The organism is Dokdonia sp. Asnod1-B02, assembly GCF_045063955.1.
GTDB lineage: Bacteria > Bacteroidota > Bacteroidia > Flavobacteriales > Flavobacteriaceae > Dokdonia.
Genome location: NZ_JBEFNW010000002.1, coordinates 1117718 through 1133033, shown reverse-complemented (window position 1 = coordinate 1133033; position 15316 = coordinate 1117718). Strand labels below are relative to the sequence as shown.

At 36.7% G+C, this 15316-nt stretch carries 15 protein-coding genes; 8 read left to right on the top strand and 7 right to left on the bottom strand.

The features are described 5' to 3' along the window. Positions 1 to 8 precede the first annotated feature (8 nt). The 4 genes from ACJJVU_RS05120 (at position 9) to rlmB (ending at position 4406) form a co-directional block, all read left to right on the top strand. Positions 9 to 1766, top strand: a complete 1758-nt coding sequence (locus ACJJVU_RS05120; protein ID WP_405222973.1) for a SusD/RagB family nutrient-binding outer membrane lipoprotein — start codon at positions 9 to 11, stop codon at positions 1764 to 1766. Between the two features lie 17 nt (positions 1767 to 1783). After that, entirely contained in the window at positions 1784 to 2680 is an 897-nt protein-coding gene (locus tag ACJJVU_RS05115; protein WP_405222970.1) for a hypothetical protein, read from the top strand. 11 nt (positions 2681 to 2691) lie between these two features. Continuing rightward, the gene (locus ACJJVU_RS05110; protein WP_405222969.1) at positions 2692 to 3555 is read left to right on the top strand and encodes a hypothetical protein; all 864 of its coding nucleotides are present in this window, start codon (positions 2692 to 2694) and stop codon (positions 3553 to 3555) included. 116 nt (positions 3556 to 3671) lie between these two features. Then, on the top strand, positions 3672 to 4406 hold the full coding sequence (gene rlmB / locus ACJJVU_RS05105; RefSeq protein ID WP_405222966.1) for a 23S rRNA (guanosine(2251)-2'-O)-methyltransferase RlmB: 735 nt from the start codon (positions 3672 to 3674) through the stop codon (positions 4404 to 4406). Here the strand turns inward: rlmB and ACJJVU_RS05100 are convergent. Further along, positions 4401 to 5156: a rhomboid family intramembrane serine protease gene (locus ACJJVU_RS05100; protein ID WP_405222963.1), complete on the bottom strand. Its 756-nt coding sequence runs from the start codon at positions 5154 to 5156 to the stop codon at positions 4401 to 4403. The genes rlmB and ACJJVU_RS05100 overlap by 6 nt on opposite strands. Before the next feature lie 99 nt (positions 5157 to 5255). Between ACJJVU_RS05100 and ACJJVU_RS05095 the strand changes: the two genes are divergently transcribed. Continuing rightward, complete coding sequence (locus ACJJVU_RS05095; protein ID WP_405222961.1) at positions 5256 to 6533, top strand: replication-associated recombination protein A; 1278 nt, start codon at positions 5256 to 5258, stop codon at positions 6531 to 6533. Between the two features lie 7 nt (positions 6534 to 6540). Here the strand turns inward: ACJJVU_RS05095 and ACJJVU_RS05090 are convergent, their stop codons facing one another. The 6 genes from ACJJVU_RS05090 to radC all read right to left on the bottom strand — a co-directional run bounded on the left by ACJJVU_RS05090 (position 6541) and on the right by radC (position 12091). Further along, positions 6541 to 7371, bottom strand: coding sequence for a hypothetical protein (locus tag ACJJVU_RS05090; RefSeq protein WP_405222959.1), 831 nt, complete (start codon positions 7369 to 7371; stop codon positions 6541 to 6543). Positions 7372 to 7378: 7 nt separating this feature from the next. After that, positions 7379 to 8785, bottom strand: coding sequence for a DUF5723 family protein (locus ACJJVU_RS05085; protein ID WP_405222956.1), 1407 nt, complete (start codon positions 8783 to 8785; stop codon positions 7379 to 7381). Between the two features lies 1 nt (position 8786). Further along, a complete protein-coding gene (locus ACJJVU_RS05080) occupies positions 8787 to 9308 on the bottom strand; it encodes a hypothetical protein (RefSeq protein WP_405222953.1) in 522 nt (173 codons plus the stop codon). Between the two features lie 95 nt (positions 9309 to 9403). Continuing rightward, the gene (locus ACJJVU_RS05075) at positions 9404 to 10087 is read right to left on the bottom strand and encodes a YjjG family noncanonical pyrimidine nucleotidase (RefSeq protein WP_405222950.1); all 684 of its coding nucleotides are present in this window, start codon (positions 10085 to 10087) and stop codon (positions 9404 to 9406) included. Further along, positions 10080 to 11363, bottom strand: a complete 1284-nt coding sequence (locus ACJJVU_RS05070) for a polysaccharide deacetylase family protein (RefSeq protein ID WP_405222948.1) — start codon at positions 11361 to 11363, stop codon at positions 10080 to 10082. Before ACJJVU_RS05070 ends, ACJJVU_RS05075 begins: the two co-directional genes overlap by 8 nt. Before the next feature lie 14 nt (positions 11364 to 11377). Beyond that, on the bottom strand, positions 11378 to 12091 hold the full coding sequence (gene radC, locus ACJJVU_RS05065) for a DNA repair protein RadC (protein WP_013751299.1): 714 nt from the start codon (positions 12089 to 12091) through the stop codon (positions 11378 to 11380). A gap of 198 nt (positions 12092 to 12289) precedes the next feature. Between radC and ACJJVU_RS05060 the strand changes: the two genes are divergently transcribed. From ACJJVU_RS05060 to ACJJVU_RS05050, 3 genes are all read left to right on the top strand, one after another. Then, a complete protein-coding gene (locus ACJJVU_RS05060; protein ID WP_108876891.1) occupies positions 12290 to 12907 on the top strand; it encodes a MarC family protein in 618 nt (205 codons plus the stop codon). 34 nt (positions 12908 to 12941) lie between these two features. Then, positions 12942 to 14105 carry an ATP-grasp domain-containing protein gene (locus tag ACJJVU_RS05055; protein WP_405222943.1) on the top strand — a complete coding sequence of 388 codons (1164 nt, stop codon included), beginning with the start codon at positions 12942 to 12944 and terminating at the stop codon, positions 14103 to 14105. A 117-nt stretch (positions 14106 to 14222) separates the two neighbouring features. Next, on the top strand, positions 14223 to 15293 hold the full coding sequence (locus ACJJVU_RS05050; protein ID WP_405222940.1) for an L-dopachrome tautomerase-related protein: 1071 nt from the start codon (positions 14223 to 14225) through the stop codon (positions 15291 to 15293). Positions 15294 to 15316 lie beyond the last annotated feature (23 nt).

The following is a 15316-nucleotide window of genomic DNA, read 5'->3' as shown; positions in this document are numbered from 1 at the left end:
AAAAGAAAATGAAAAAAATAATATATTCTATATTAGCATTATCAATGATATTTGCTACTAACTCGTGTGAGACCACAGAGTTAGACTTACTAGAGAGTCCTACTCAAGTAGGACAGGACCAACTTGACCCGCAATTTCTATTTAATAACATTCAATTAAATTTTGCAGGATTTGCTTCAACAACTGGAGGTTATGGATCATTTGCTTCATCAGTAACTAGACAGTTTTCAATGACTGGATCTAGTGTATACGCAGGAGCATATTCGCCAGGAACATTTAATGGAATCTGGTCTAATGCTTATGCAGGAATTCTTCAAGATGTGCAAACACTTGAAAACTTTCCAGAAGCAGAAACTAATTTCTCATACCAATTAGGTGTTTCTAAAATTTTAAAAGCGCAAGTTCTTTTCACTTTAGTTGACTTCTTTGGAGATGTACCTTTAGAGGAAGCCCTTCAAGGAGCTGATAATCAAAGCCCAAGCTTCACTGATCAAGTATCTGTTTATTTGGCTGCCTTTGAAGAATTAAATCAAGGTAGAGCTCTACTAGCAAGTGGTACAGGAATTGAGCCATTAGAAGATTTCTATTATGGCCTTGCCAATTCTTCTACATCTAGAGCGAAATGGATTACCGCAGCAAACTCCTTAGAACTTCGTGCGCTTAACAATGCTAAAGCAGGCGCAAGTGATTTAGGAATTGATGTTACAGGAAGAATTACTGCACTTCTAAATGCTAATAATTTAATTGATGATGCTTCTGAAGATTTTCAATTTAACTATGGAGCAAATAGGTTAAATCCGAATACTCGTCATCCTGGTTATAATGGTAACTATGAAAACGATGCCTCTGGATATTTAGCTAATTACTTAATGTGGGAAATGACGCAAGAAAAAGGTTTTGATGATCCAAGATTATTTTATTACTTCTATCGTCAAGATACTAATGCCCAAAATGAAGATATATTCACCTTAGGGTGTTCTGTGCAAGCAGCTCCAGGGCACTATTCTAGTGTAACTTCTATTTATGAAGATGTCGATGTATCAGTACCATTTTGTACTGCTGTGCCTGCAAGAGGTTATTGGGGACGTGATCATGGAGATGCAAGTGGTATTCCACCTGACAATACCAAAAGAACCGTTTGGGGAATTTACCCTGCTGGAGGAGCGTTTGATGTAGGCGATGCTGCCGGAATTCAAAATGATGGTACAGATGGATTATTAGGAGCTGGAATTGAACCAATTCTCTTAAGTACGCACATTGCATTTATTAAGGCTGAAATTGCTCTAGAATTAGGAATAGGTGATGCTCAAGCAAGTCTTGAAGATGCCATCAGATTCTCAATGGACAAAGTAACTTCATTCGGAGGGTTAAACCCAGCTACAGTTGTAGTTGCTGATGATTCTGACACTGCGGCTAATGAAGAAGTTCTATTAGGAGAATTCTTAGCTACTCAAGCACAAATAGATAATTACGTAAATTTTGTGAATGAAGCTTACAATGCTGCACTTGGAAATGATGATAAGCTTAATGTGATAATGAAAGAGCAACACATTGCGTCATTTGGTAATGGTCTTGAGATTTATAACGCTTACCGTCGTACTGGCTTCCCTAACAATATGCAACCTTCTTTAAACCCTAACCCAGGAGATTTTTATAGAAGCGCATTTTATCCAGATACAAGTATAAACAACAATCCTAATACGCAACAGGCTGATATTTCACGTCAGGTATTCTGGGACAAAAATCCAGCTGGATTTATTAACTAATTTCAAAACTAGAAAAGATGAAAAATATTATTAAATCATTTCTCATTGCCTTTATTGCAGTTGGTGTTTTCAGCTGTGAGGATAATGAAAAATACCCATTACCCGCTACGATTGATGGCTCCTATATAACGATAGAATTTGACAACCTTATTCTAGATGTTACAGACCTAGATAACACTGCAATTACTGGTGTACTAAAGGCACCAGTACCTAATGTAGCGTCTTATGAACTACAAGTTGCTCGTTCTACAGGAGGAGTATTATCAGATTATGTAACAGTGTACACTACTGATACGTTCCCAGCTAACTTCTCTATTAATTTAGAAGATTTATCTGGTGCTTTAGGACTTGAGGTTGCAGATTTTGGAGCTGGAGATCGTTTTGACTTCCAAGCGACTAGCACATCGACTGATGGAAGCGTAACAGATTTCTCTTTAATTAACCCTGATTTACAAGCAGAACCAGGACAATTACAGTCATATCAATTTACGTCATTCATCTCTTGTCCTTTCAACACAGAAGAGGCATTGGGAACATACACTTTTACAAATTGTGATCTTGGAGGTCAGTGTAATAACACTGAGTTTGAAGTTATTGCTGGAACTGATCCAAATACAGTGGTATTAATAAATCCTTACCAGTCTAACCCTCTTAATGCTGGTGATGATCCATTTGAAATTACTATAGTTGTTGATCCAGCTACAGGAATTGGTAGTATTGCTCAACAACGTGCATTTTCTACATTAGAATATTGCTGTGGAGGCTTTGAGGATACTGAAATTCAGGCAGATTCTGGATTCTACTTTTCTTGTACAGGTACTATCCTATTTAACGTACGCACTATAGTACCTCAAACAGGTACTGGCGCATTATTCACATTCGGGAATCTTGCTTTTGAAGCTCAGAAAAACTAAAAATAAAAAGGATGAAACTTAATTATATTAAATATTTCGGAAAATTTGCTTTTGCTGCAGTACTTGCACTTGGAGTAATAAGCTGTGAAGATGATGAAGCCGTTTCTGCTGGAGAAGGTGATCCTCTTACAAAAAATATTGTTTCAGTAGATGCTATGGTAACTGCGCTTCAACCAAACGTTGGAGAAGGTAACCTAACACCTTTTGCTGTTACAATTGGAAATTCATTTAGCTCTGATGCCACTGTTACGGTAAAAGTCACTTTTGACAATGGCGATGTAAGTACTGGTACAGCAGTTGTTCCTGCTGGAACTACAACTGGAACTGGATCATTAACAATGCCGTCTGACGATGGATTTATTCCTGATGGCTTAGTAGCAGAAAACGCAGGTACGTTATCTGCAACAGCAATCCTTTTAGATGATTTAGAAGCAGACACAACTTACGTTATTGCTCCTAACTCAACAGATATTGGGATCTTTTCTGATACCTTAGGAGTTGCAGGAGGATTAAACAGCATCTTTGATTGGACTAATCCTGAAGGAGCAGATCTTGACTTTTTCGTTATAGATGAAGCTTTCACTACAATATTAGAAAGCTCAGAAAGCGGGACTCGATTCGAAAGTGATTTATTTCAAACTGTAGGTAGAGAAGATGGTGTATATGTTTTTTATACTGTAATCTTTGGAGCACCAGCAGATGAGGCAATAGATTATCAAGTACTTTCTACATTACCAGACGGATCTCTCAATGCATTTGTAGGAACCCTTCCTGCTGGAGTTGCACAAGGACAGTATATTGCATTAGGATCTTTTGAAAAGATTACTGACGAAGTTAGTGGAACAATTTCGTACACTAATTTTACTGCTCTATAACATAAAGCAATAACTTATATTACAAAGGGAGGCCATTTATGGTCTCCCTTTTTTTGTTATCATTAGACATTATCTAATTATTCTATAATAGATTACCTTTTAACTATCTTTGCGCTATGCAAAAAGACCTACAAATCTTTGGTACTCGTGCCATCATAGAAGCTATACAAGCTGGTAAAGAAATAGATAAAGTTTTCCTTCAAAAAGGACTTCATAATCCTTTGTTGAGTGAACTCAATACACTCATCAAAAAAAATGGTGTACAGACTTCTCATGTACCTATTGAAAAACTTAACAAACTAACGCAACAAAATCACCAAGGAGCAATTGCCGTAGTGAGCGCAATCTCATTTTATGATTTTGAAGAACTTGTAAATGCTGTTGTAGAAACTGAAGCTGCTCCCCTATTTATATTATTAGATCAATTATCTGATGTAAGAAATTTTGGTGCCATCATACGTACTGCAGAGTGTACAGGTGTGCATGGTATCATTATCCCTAAAAAAGGTGGCGCACCTGTAAATGGTGTTGCTATAAAAACTTCGGCAGGAGCTGCATTTAATATTCCTATTGCAAAGGTTGACCACATCAAAGATGCTATTTATTACCTACAAGGATCTGGTGTACAAGTAGTGGCTGCGACTGAAAAAACTGAGACTACTTTATTTGAAACAGACTTTACGCCACCTACGGCTATAGTAATGGGGCGTGAAGACAGTGGAGTATCCCCTGGCGTTCTCAAAATTGTAGACAAACAAGCAAAACTTCCTCTTAAGGGCTCTATTGCTTCATTAAATGTTTCGGTAGCTTGTGGTGCTTTTCTTTATGAAATAGTTAGACAACGCTCATAAGTCACCTTTTTCAGGTGATTTAGGCTCTTTATACTCATAACTTATCACAATAGTTTCTGTTTCCTCATCTTGGTCAATTTCTGGAGGTAACTCAAAAAAGTTTCCGTTTTCATCAAACTGCTGCATGAATGGATCTTCATCTGACACGTAATCTGGTTGCTCCCAGTTGTATGTGACTGGTTTTGGTACGCTTTCGCGAAAGCATAACGCAACCAATCCTCCAGCTATAAATCCAGATAAATGTCCTTCCCAAGATATAGTCTCACTAGTGGGTAGCGTTCCCCATATGAGACTACCGTATAGAAAGACAACTATTAAGGAAAGTGCAATAAGCCGAAAATGCTTTGCTAGAATCCCTTTAAAAAAGAGAAAAGAAACTAGCGCATATATAACACCGCTCATACCTATGTGATAGGAAACTCTTCCAATCATCCAAGTACCTGCACCGCTTAAGAGTATTAGAAGCGCCAAAACACGCCAAGATATTTTCCTATAAAAATAAAACAAGGCGGCACTAAGTACAAGTAATGGCACGGTGTTGTGCCATAAGTGTTTAATTCCAGAATGAATAAATGGTGAGAAAATCACACCTCTTATTCCCGATACAGTACGCGGTTTAACACCCCATCTTGTGAAGTCTAAGCCGAACTTTATTTCAACCCAAAATATAATCCACATTACGAGTACAAATAACAATGGATACACTACTACCCCGTTATAAAACTTAAAATAATCTGCTTCTTTGTGCATAATAATGTGATTATCTCTTTAACTACAAATTAACGACCACAGATGAAGTAGATGTAATATTGTCACGAAAGACCTCGTCAAAATAGCTATTTTTGTAACATGAATACTCCTCTTGCAGAAAGGTTACGCCCTAAAAAATTAGAAGATTACCTCAGCCAGCAACACCTTGTAGGTCCTAACGGATCATTACAGCAGGCGCTAAAAGCAGGTATTATTCCGTCGCTTATTTTATGGGGGCCTCCAGGCATAGGAAAGACAACCCTCGCTACTATTATCTCTGAAGAGTCTAACAGACCTTTCTACACATTGAGCGCTATAAACAGTGGCGTAAAAGATATACGCGACGTTATTGACAAGGCAAAACAAAGTGGAGGACTTTTTACTCAAAAAAATCCTATTCTTTTTATAGACGAGATTCATAGATTTTCAAAATCTCAACAAGATTCTCTATTAGGCGCAGTAGAGCGTGGTTGGGTTACCCTAATAGGTGCTACTACAGAAAATCCAAGTTTTGAGGTTATTCCCGCACTGCTATCCCGTTGTCAAGTGTATATTCTAAAACCTTTTGACAAGAAGGATTTAGAATTACTACTTAATAGAGCAATTACAGAAGATAGCATTCTCAAGAAGAAAGATATCACACTTAAAGAAACGGAAGCACTACTATTCTTAAGTGGTGGAGATGCTCGTAAACTGCTCAATATATTTGAACTTATAGTAACTACAGAGCCCCAAAAGAAGGTAATTGTTACTAATGATATGGTCCAATCTAAAGTACAACAGAATATTGTACGTTATGACAAGACTGGAGAGCAGCATTACGACATAATTTCTGCTTTTATAAAATCAATACGAGGAAGTGATCCTAATGCGGCAGTTTATTGGCTTGCCCGTATGATAGAAGGTGGAGAAGATGTAAAATTTATTGCTCGCCGTCTTATTATTGCAGCTTCTGAAGATATTGGGAATGCAAACCCTACGGCATTGGTAATTGCTAATAATTGTTTTCAAGCAGTAACTACAATCGGGTATCCAGAAGCACGCATTATACTCAGTCAGTGCGTGACTTACCTTGCCACCTCACCAAAAAGTAACGCCTCATACCTTGCAATTGGAAAAGCGCAGCAGCTAGTAAAACAAACAGGAGATCTCTCTGTACCACTCCCGTTAAGGAATGCTCCTACCAAGTTAATGAAAGAAATAGGGTATGGTGATGATTATAAGTATTCACACGACTTCCCAGGTAGTTTTGTAAAGCAAGAATTTATGCCACCCGAAATAAGTGGCACCAGATTTTATGAACCTACTAATAATGCCCGCGAAAAAGCTTTACGCGAAAGCTTAAAAGAAAAATGGGGTTCTAAATATGGATATTAAAATTGTCCTACTTTTTTATGAAGATCATTTCAATAGGATCTGCAATTCCTTTTATTACTCGCTCTATAATAAGGCGTCCTTCCTTTAAATACCCCTTTCCACTAAATTGCGTTGTTTTTACTTGAAAAGGAGCATCTACATTTACATTAGTCACCTCACCTATTTTTTGAGAATTTTCAAAAAACTGAATAGATGAACCAGCAGTTAGTGCCTCATAAGCGCCATCTGTACTAACATAAGATTGTACCGCTAACACAGCTTTTTCGGCAAGTGACTCATTACCTACTTGCTCTTGACTAGAAGCAGTAGACTTAACTATGTTCTCTACCTTAGGAGTATTATCTACTGTAGGTTTCTCAACTTTTTCTGTGATAGTAGGTTTTTCTTGAACCACCACACTGTTATTTTCTTGATACGCATAATTAAGCTCTTCAATAGATTCAAAAGCTCTTCTCAACGCTTCATGATAACTTTTCTTATACTCTTTGAGCTTGCTAGAACCTTCTTCTGAAATAAAGACTACGGCATCATTACAATCTAATAATTTCACTTGCAATTTGGTTCTAAGCATTCCTGAAGATTCTACAATATCTGCACGAAGCGTATTACAACCGTTACGTTTGTAATCTAGCGGAAGATTACTTGCCTTTTCCACGTAAGCTTCAAACCCGTACTTATTGAAAAGAAATGTAGTTAAGCTATTCAATTGATATTCATCTTTTTCTTTTAAGAAATCAAATTTCTCTGGTACAATGACGTATTTGTAATCATTAACAGATTGAGATATTAATGAAGACCCTATAAACACAGTAAATAATAAGCTAAGTAATAATTTCATTTTGGGATTATTTGTTATTGAAGACTAGCTGCATTCCAAGCTGCAAACTCGCGGCTCTAGCTTTTGCTAGATTTGTATATTCTAATAAATTATCTGCAGCAAGATAAAGATTAAATTTATCAATTTTTGCACTCATTAAAAGTCCTATGTTTTTACTCGAACGTTTGTCATAAGTATATGTAACTCGCGATAGCAACTTATTACCCCACTGTTTTTCATAGTAACCCGTTAATGCTGTTTGAAAACCTTTAGGCCTTTTTATGCTATATAAATGAGCACCTACTCTATTGTTGTAACTCCTTTTTAATTTTGATGTACAATTACAAGCCTCTCCCCTATCCTCCCCAAAGGAATACTGTACAGAGCCGTTTATTTTTAAGGGACGCCAACTTGTATAAGGATTAGACAGGCTATCTTCAAGGATAACTGCATCCTCAAACTCATCTTCTAGCTCCTGCCAGTATAAAGTTGTCTCGACTCCTTGGATAGCGCCTGGAAATTCTAGCTCAATACCACTCGTGTCGTAATTTCCTGTCGCACTAAAATTTCTAACATCTCCCTTATGATTAATAAAACCTATATCTATAAGACTTCCTGTAAGCAGCCATTGATCATTAAGAAAATGTGTAAATCCTAGATCTATGCCAAATCCAACATTATCACTTAGGAAAGCATTACTAGCAATTTCACCAACATCAGTAGACTCCTCATCATCAAATAATGATCCAATTCCAGACGTGTTAACTCCTAGTCTTGCATTACGAAGTTGATGACTATAAAAATTGGGCCCTTCAGGCGTACTTCTAGTGACAAAGGTTCCCGTATTATCTATGCTATTTACATTTGCTACGCTCATGTAAACTTTAGCTCTTATTCCTAATTGCCAAGAGTCATTTACTTCTTTCTGTAATCCAAAGTGATAAACAGAGAGTGACTCTGCTGTAAACGAAAGATCAGAAAAGTCAAACGCTCTATCAATATAGTCTGCATTACCTCTATAGGCTAGCACTGCGATGTCTTTAGGGAAATAGATAAGAGCATCTATCTCATGATACAAACCTCCAGAGTAATAAATCTCAGACTTTCTGGATCTCCAACCAAAAGATAAAATCTCTAGCTGCTGATTTAAGCTAAAATAATCCTTATTATCAAGCTCAGCGATGGCAATATCGATAGAGGTATTAATATCACGATCTGACCTAAAGAGGTCATAAGCACTTACTCCAGATGAGCCTCCCTCAACAGAAAATCCTGATAAAAGTGGTATGCCTATATGCTTATCAAAATTAATAACACTAGCAGGATTACTTAGTAGTGACTGAGGTAACTCTTGCACATTATACAGAAGTGGTCTGTTTTGTGCAGATAAAGTACTTAGTGATACTAGAGAGATTATAATAGCTAGTACGCGCATATTAAAGGTCTGAAAGTTCTAATGAATAGACTGCTTTACTCTGCAGGGTTAAAACTCCTTCACTTACAATTCCATTTGTGAATAATGTCACTTCATTTACTAGCTGTATGGAATTCCTAATAGCCTCTATATCCTCTTCAGAAAGTATCACTTGATATCTTGTAGTAGCTACCTCCCCATTTTGTGATGCGTTTATAGGAAAGCTCACTTCATATTGAATAACTCCAGCGTCATCTAAAAACAAAGATCTATTTATAAGAGCACTATCAAATGTATTATCAGAACGATACGTGAGCTCTATTTCTTTTAAATTTTCTTGAACCACATTATCATCAAGAAACTCGAGTCTAGTTGTATCTCGCACAACTAATTGAGCAGTATTTGTATTTGCAGTTTCAAAATCTGAAGCACTAAGAGTAAAGAAAACAAGATCCGCATCAATTCTTGGAGTAAGAACAACCTCATCAATACGATCAAGATCTATATCGCTTACACAAGAAGCAACTACTAATAGCTGAAGCACTACTACAATAACAAAATTTATCCGTCTATAATAACCCATATATGATACGTATTATGCCTTGAATGACTAAAACGATAGTTACGCATTTATTATTGCTATAAATGATCTCTAAGCTGCATGATACTCTTGACTTCTTTTATTCCTTGCGGTAATGCTAGTTTGTGGTAATTAAAGCAGATAGCGTCCATCCCTACATTTATAGCACCTACAATATCTGCTTCATAAGTATCACCTATCATAATACTAGTACTGGCGGTTGCTCCTGCTTTTTCCATAGCTACATGAAAAATTTTAGGATTTGGCTTTTTTACATTGGCAGACTCGCTAGTGGTCATAGTTTCAAAATAAGGTGCTAGTCCAGACTTTTCCATTTTAGTAGTTTGCACCTCCTGAAAGCCATTTGTAATAATGTGCATCTTATAATTAGGCGCTAGATAATCTAGTAGCTCTATGGTACCATCAAATAGAAAATTATTCTCTGGTAAGTGATTGATGTAATCATCAGAGAGTCTATCAATAATATCATCTGTTACAGAGATACCCATTTTATCAAAAGTCTTTTTAAACCTTCCATAGCGTAGCTGTGCTTTAGTAATGCGCTCTTCTCGATACCATTTCCATTGCTGGAAATTTATAGGACTATAAACTTCTAAGAACTCGTCGTAATTAATAGAAAGATTGTTGAGTTCAAAAATTTTGGCGAAAGCCAAACCACTATTACGGTCAAAGTCCCACAATGTGTGATCTAGGTCAAAAAATATATCTGTAATGTTAGCCATCTGCTAGTAAGTGTCTAAAGAGTTTTTTACTGTAAATATCATCAAAGGAATCATTAGAAAAAGAGATTCTAAATACTCCTCCTATGTTTTTAAGGCGATCTTGTAATTCTTTGAGAAGTACAAAATCTATGGTGTGATTTTTATAATTTATGATGGCGTCAGACTGCATACATACTGGATTTATCACTAATGGCGTCTGTATCTCATAATCGAGATCGTAATACAAGAATGATTGCGATGTACCTGCTCTAAAGCCTATAATTCCATCATAGCCCATGGTGAAATCTTCTTGAATCTCTTGATCTAAAGCATCACGATATACGTGAGGCAAATTCAATTTAAAATTTGAGATATGTATACTGCGCAATGGTCTGTGCTCTATTTCTTCTAGACGTTTACGTTCTAAACCTAAAGAAATCTTGTCACGTGCTGCCTGTGGTGAAACCAGCAAACCTACTTTGCAATAGTCTCCCACCATTTTTATGGTGCTTTGAAAACTGCGTTTAGAATGCTTTATATTCTTCCCATCCTTACCATAATCTCCTACTTGAAAAAACACCTGAAAGAGACACTTCTCATTTTTCTGAACATTTGTAAGCCACCCAAAGGTGTCATAAGGATCTTTACGAGCGCCCACTAACACCTGGGTTCGTTTTAAAATTTCGCGCAAGCGTAATTTACTTATATCTCGCATATAACCTCCCAGCATGCGCAACACACCTAGCTTTCTATACTTGAAAGCTTGAGGCACGGTAACCATCATGTGTGTATGGTAGCTGCTGTCCTTTAACTCAATTGCCGGAAAACTATTTACTAGTACCGCTGCAAAACGATGTATCCAGATATCAATGACTGGCTGCTGTAAAAAACCATGTATTCCCGCCAGACTCTCTGAGGCAGGAAAGCGTCCTAACTCATCTTTTACGTGTGGTAAATACTCTTCATACCTACTTAACAAGTAAAATGTTGCTGCAAAAATATCATAAGGAATCTCTGTAGTGGCTTCTCTTATTTGGAAAAAGCACGGAACTCCATCCCAATCTTGCACACTTACATCCATAGAGAGCACTCCTTGATCAAAGAGCAAGTCTGTACTTCTTATGTGAAGTTCGTTACCTAATTTTTTATTGGTATATGAAAGTTTAGGTCCCTCGTGAGCAATAAAAGCTTCTAGCTTACTAGTAAATTGCACTGGCACCCCAAGAATACGTGTACATATATGCTTGAATGTATATGAAACACGAGGTGTAATTTTATGCGTATAAACGAGTAACATGAGGCGGGCAGTGATTATAGAATGCCGTCATCGGCAAAGCTAAAATACTGCTTTTCGGTCACAATAATATGGTCTAAGACTTGGATATCTAGACTCTGTGCAGCCGTCTTTAGTTTGGCAGTAAGTAGCTTATCTGCCTGTGATGGTTTCAATGTTCCAGAAGGGTGATTATGTCCTAAAATCATTCCTACAGCACTGAGCTCAATAGCTGTTTTCATCACTAACCTTACATCAACTAGTGTTCCCGTGAGTCCGCCTTTACTCACTTGCTCTTTGCGTAGTACCTTGTTTGAATTATTTAAAAAAAGCACCCAGAATTCCTCATGCCCTAGCTCTCCTATTATTGGTTGCAAAATCTGATAAGCATCTTTTGAGGAAGATATACGCTTTCGCGAAAGCGTCTCTCCACCACTTCTCCTTCTCCCTAGTTCTAGAGCAGCAGCAATAGTAACTGCCTTTGCCTCTCCTATTCCCTTAAATTTCATTAAATCTTTTACCGAAAATTTACCCAGCTCCGAAAGATTATTCTCGGCCTGTGAGAGAATGCGTTTACTTAGTGCGACTGCGCTTTCTTCTCTAGAACCAGAACTTATCAAAATAGCGATTAACTCTGCATCAGATAACACAGATCTTCCTTTAATCATTAGTTTTTCCCGTGGCCTATCATCTTCAGACCAATTTTTTATAGAAATATAGGAAGCTGCGTCTGTGGATGTTTTTATAGCCATAAGCCTTAAATATAATGCTTTAGTCTGAATATCTGCATCTTAGCAAAAAATCGGGATAAATTAAATTACAAGTACTACGTTTACAAAGAGGGCACGTGCTATTACAGCTGCACTATATTATTTACAAGCTGTTTTCCAATTTGAGAATATGAAGAATGAGAAAATGCTACATTTACAATTCATTATAAAAAGCGACAAATGTCTGAAATCATCACTTCCATTTTCTTCATTTTTGCAGTGATCGACCCTATAGGATCTATCCCTGTATATCTAGAGGCTACAAAAGAATTTGATTTACGTCACAAAAAGAAAATTGCTATTAGAGCTTCTGTGATAGCATTTTTAATACTCTTATTTTTTATTGTGATAGGGCAACTCATTCTTGAGGGCATGTCTGTTTCCTTAAATGCCTTCCAGATCTCTGGAGGTGTAATACTATTTCTATTTGCGCTAACTATGATTTTTGGCGATGGCAAACCAGAAGAAGAAAAGAGTAAAATCACAGATTATAAACATGTGACCATTTTCCCTATTGCTATACCATCTATTGCTTCACCTGGAGCAATTATGGCAGTGGTTTTGATGACAGATAATCACATTTATTCCATACAAGAGCAGTTTATAGCTACAGCGCTCGTGCTATTTGTTATAGGACTTACTTGCTTGATTTTACTTGGAGCAAATAAACTTCAAGAGCGCATAGGCAACTATGGGATTACAGTTATTAGTAAAATAATGGGACTCATCTTAGCCGCATATGCTGTACAAAGTATCTTGAGCGGGATAAGCGCTTATTTTGGAACCGCTACGGCTTAAAGTTTAATTAGAGTACCTCACAATAACCATCATTATGTTTTTAATAGATAAGCCATTTGCTTCAGATTTTCTTATTGCAACTATAAAGGAAAATAACTACCCCATTATTGCAACTCCAGTTGCTATGTCTATCATACAAGATGACACACTTAACTGGATTGATGAGCAGGATGCTATAACGATCTATAACGATAATCCAGACACGACGCTGTACTCTAACTCAGAAAATGCGCTAGTATGGATAGAAGAGCACCTAGGAGATAGCCAGCTTGCTCGCCAAATAAATATTTTAAAGGACAAAGTCCAGTTTAGAGAGCTTACTAAAAGCTTGTTTCCAGATTTTTATTTTCAAAAGCTTTCTTTAACAGATGTCCATCTTCTAGATTCGGCTACCTTAAAATTTCCCTTTGTTATAAAACCTAGTGTTGGCTTTTTCAGTATAGGAGTTCATATTATTCAAGATCAACATGATTGGGAACAGGCAAAGAAGGAATTGCACCCAGAGAAGCTCAAAAGCATCTTTCCTAAAAATGTACTGGACACCACGTATTTCATTATTGAAGAATTTATTCAAGGAGAAGAATTTGCTATAGATTACTATCACAATGCAAATGGTGAGGTTGTAATCTTAAACATTTTACACCACCTATTTTCTTCTGGAAAGGATACTAGCGATCGCGTTTATTGTACCTCAAAAGAGATTATCATCACACATAGTGCTGCCATACATGAATTTCTAAACGCATTAGGACAAGAATTACAACTCAAGAATTTTCCTGCGCATGCAGAGATACGCATCGATGCTTCTGGAAAAATTACCCCTATTGAGGTTAATCCGTTGCGTTTTGGTGGATTTTGTACTACGGGTGACTCACTTGGTGTTACTGTAGATTTTAATTCTTATGTATGCTTTCGCGAAAGCAAAAAACCTAACTGGGACCAGATATTTAAAAGCAAGGAAGATAAAGTCTTTAGCATTATTATACTCGATAATAGCACGGGTATCCCTGCCGAAAGCATCAAAAGTTTTGACTACAAAAAGATAGCTACAAAGTTTGAAAAACCAGTATTAGTAAGACCACTAGATATACATAGCTATCCTGTATTTGGATTTATTTTTACAGAGACAAATCCTGATAATGAGCGCGAACTCACAGATATCTTAACTTCTGATTTAAAGGAATACGTTACTACATAATCTCAACAAGGTTTCTTGAATTTTATAATAAGCCTAACACTTTCTATTCGCTAGGCGTAAATAGCCGTACTATCTTTGCAAGGTTAAAGAAGTACCATACATTATAAAACTCATATCATGAATAAAACAATACTATCGCTGCTAGTTATATTTTCTATAATAAGCTGCAAGAACACTACAGAAACAAAAGAAGTACAAAAAACTCAAGAAAGCCCAGTAATCACTAAAGTAGCTTCTTTTACGGGACAACAAGTTACAGGTGTCACGGTAAGTAATGAGGGAAGAATATTTGCTAATTTCCCAAGATGGAGAAAAGGTGTTGAAAACTCTGTAGTTGAAGTATTAGAAAATAATGAGTCGGCTGCATTCCCTAACGAACAGTGGAATACATGGGAAGATGGAAAAGAAGTTAATGATTCGCTTTTTGTAGCGGTACAATCTGTAGTCGCTTTCAATAATGATTTATATGTAGTGGATACTCGTAATCCATTGTTTAGTGGTGTGATTGACAACCCAAAAATCTTTGTATTTGACTTAACTACAAACTCATTGAAACGCACCTACACTATTACAGAAAGTAGCATCCATAAAGACTCATACATAAACGATGTGCGTATAGATGCAAAAAACAATAAGGCTTACTTTACAGACTCTGGACATGCAGGACTTGTAATTTTAGACCTTGAGTCTGGAGAATCTAAAAGAGTTTTAAATGAGCACACCTCAACACTAGCTGAAGTAAGCCAACTTACTTTTCCTGATGGCAGTACTTGGGAGAACACAGTACATTCTGATGGTATTGCATTAGATGTAAATAATGACATTTTGTATTACCACGCACTGAGTGGTTACAGCTTATATGCAATCCCAACAGCTACTCTTATTAATGGCACAGAAAAAGAGATAGAAAATAGCGTCTCTTTAGTTAAAAAAACGAGCGCACCAGACGGGATGATACTTGATGATGCTAATAACCTTTACTTCGCCGACTTAGAAAATAACAAGGTGATGAAAATGGATACTAACACTAAAGAGATTTCTACACTTATTGAAGGTGACCAAGTGCGCTGGGCAGATACCTTTAGTATTTACAAAAATGATTTATACTACACCAACTCTAGAATTAATGAAATTACAGGTCCTCTAGGAGATATGAAATTTACTATTAATAAAGTGAGTATTGATTAAATAAAAGCCTTTCAATTTCACAC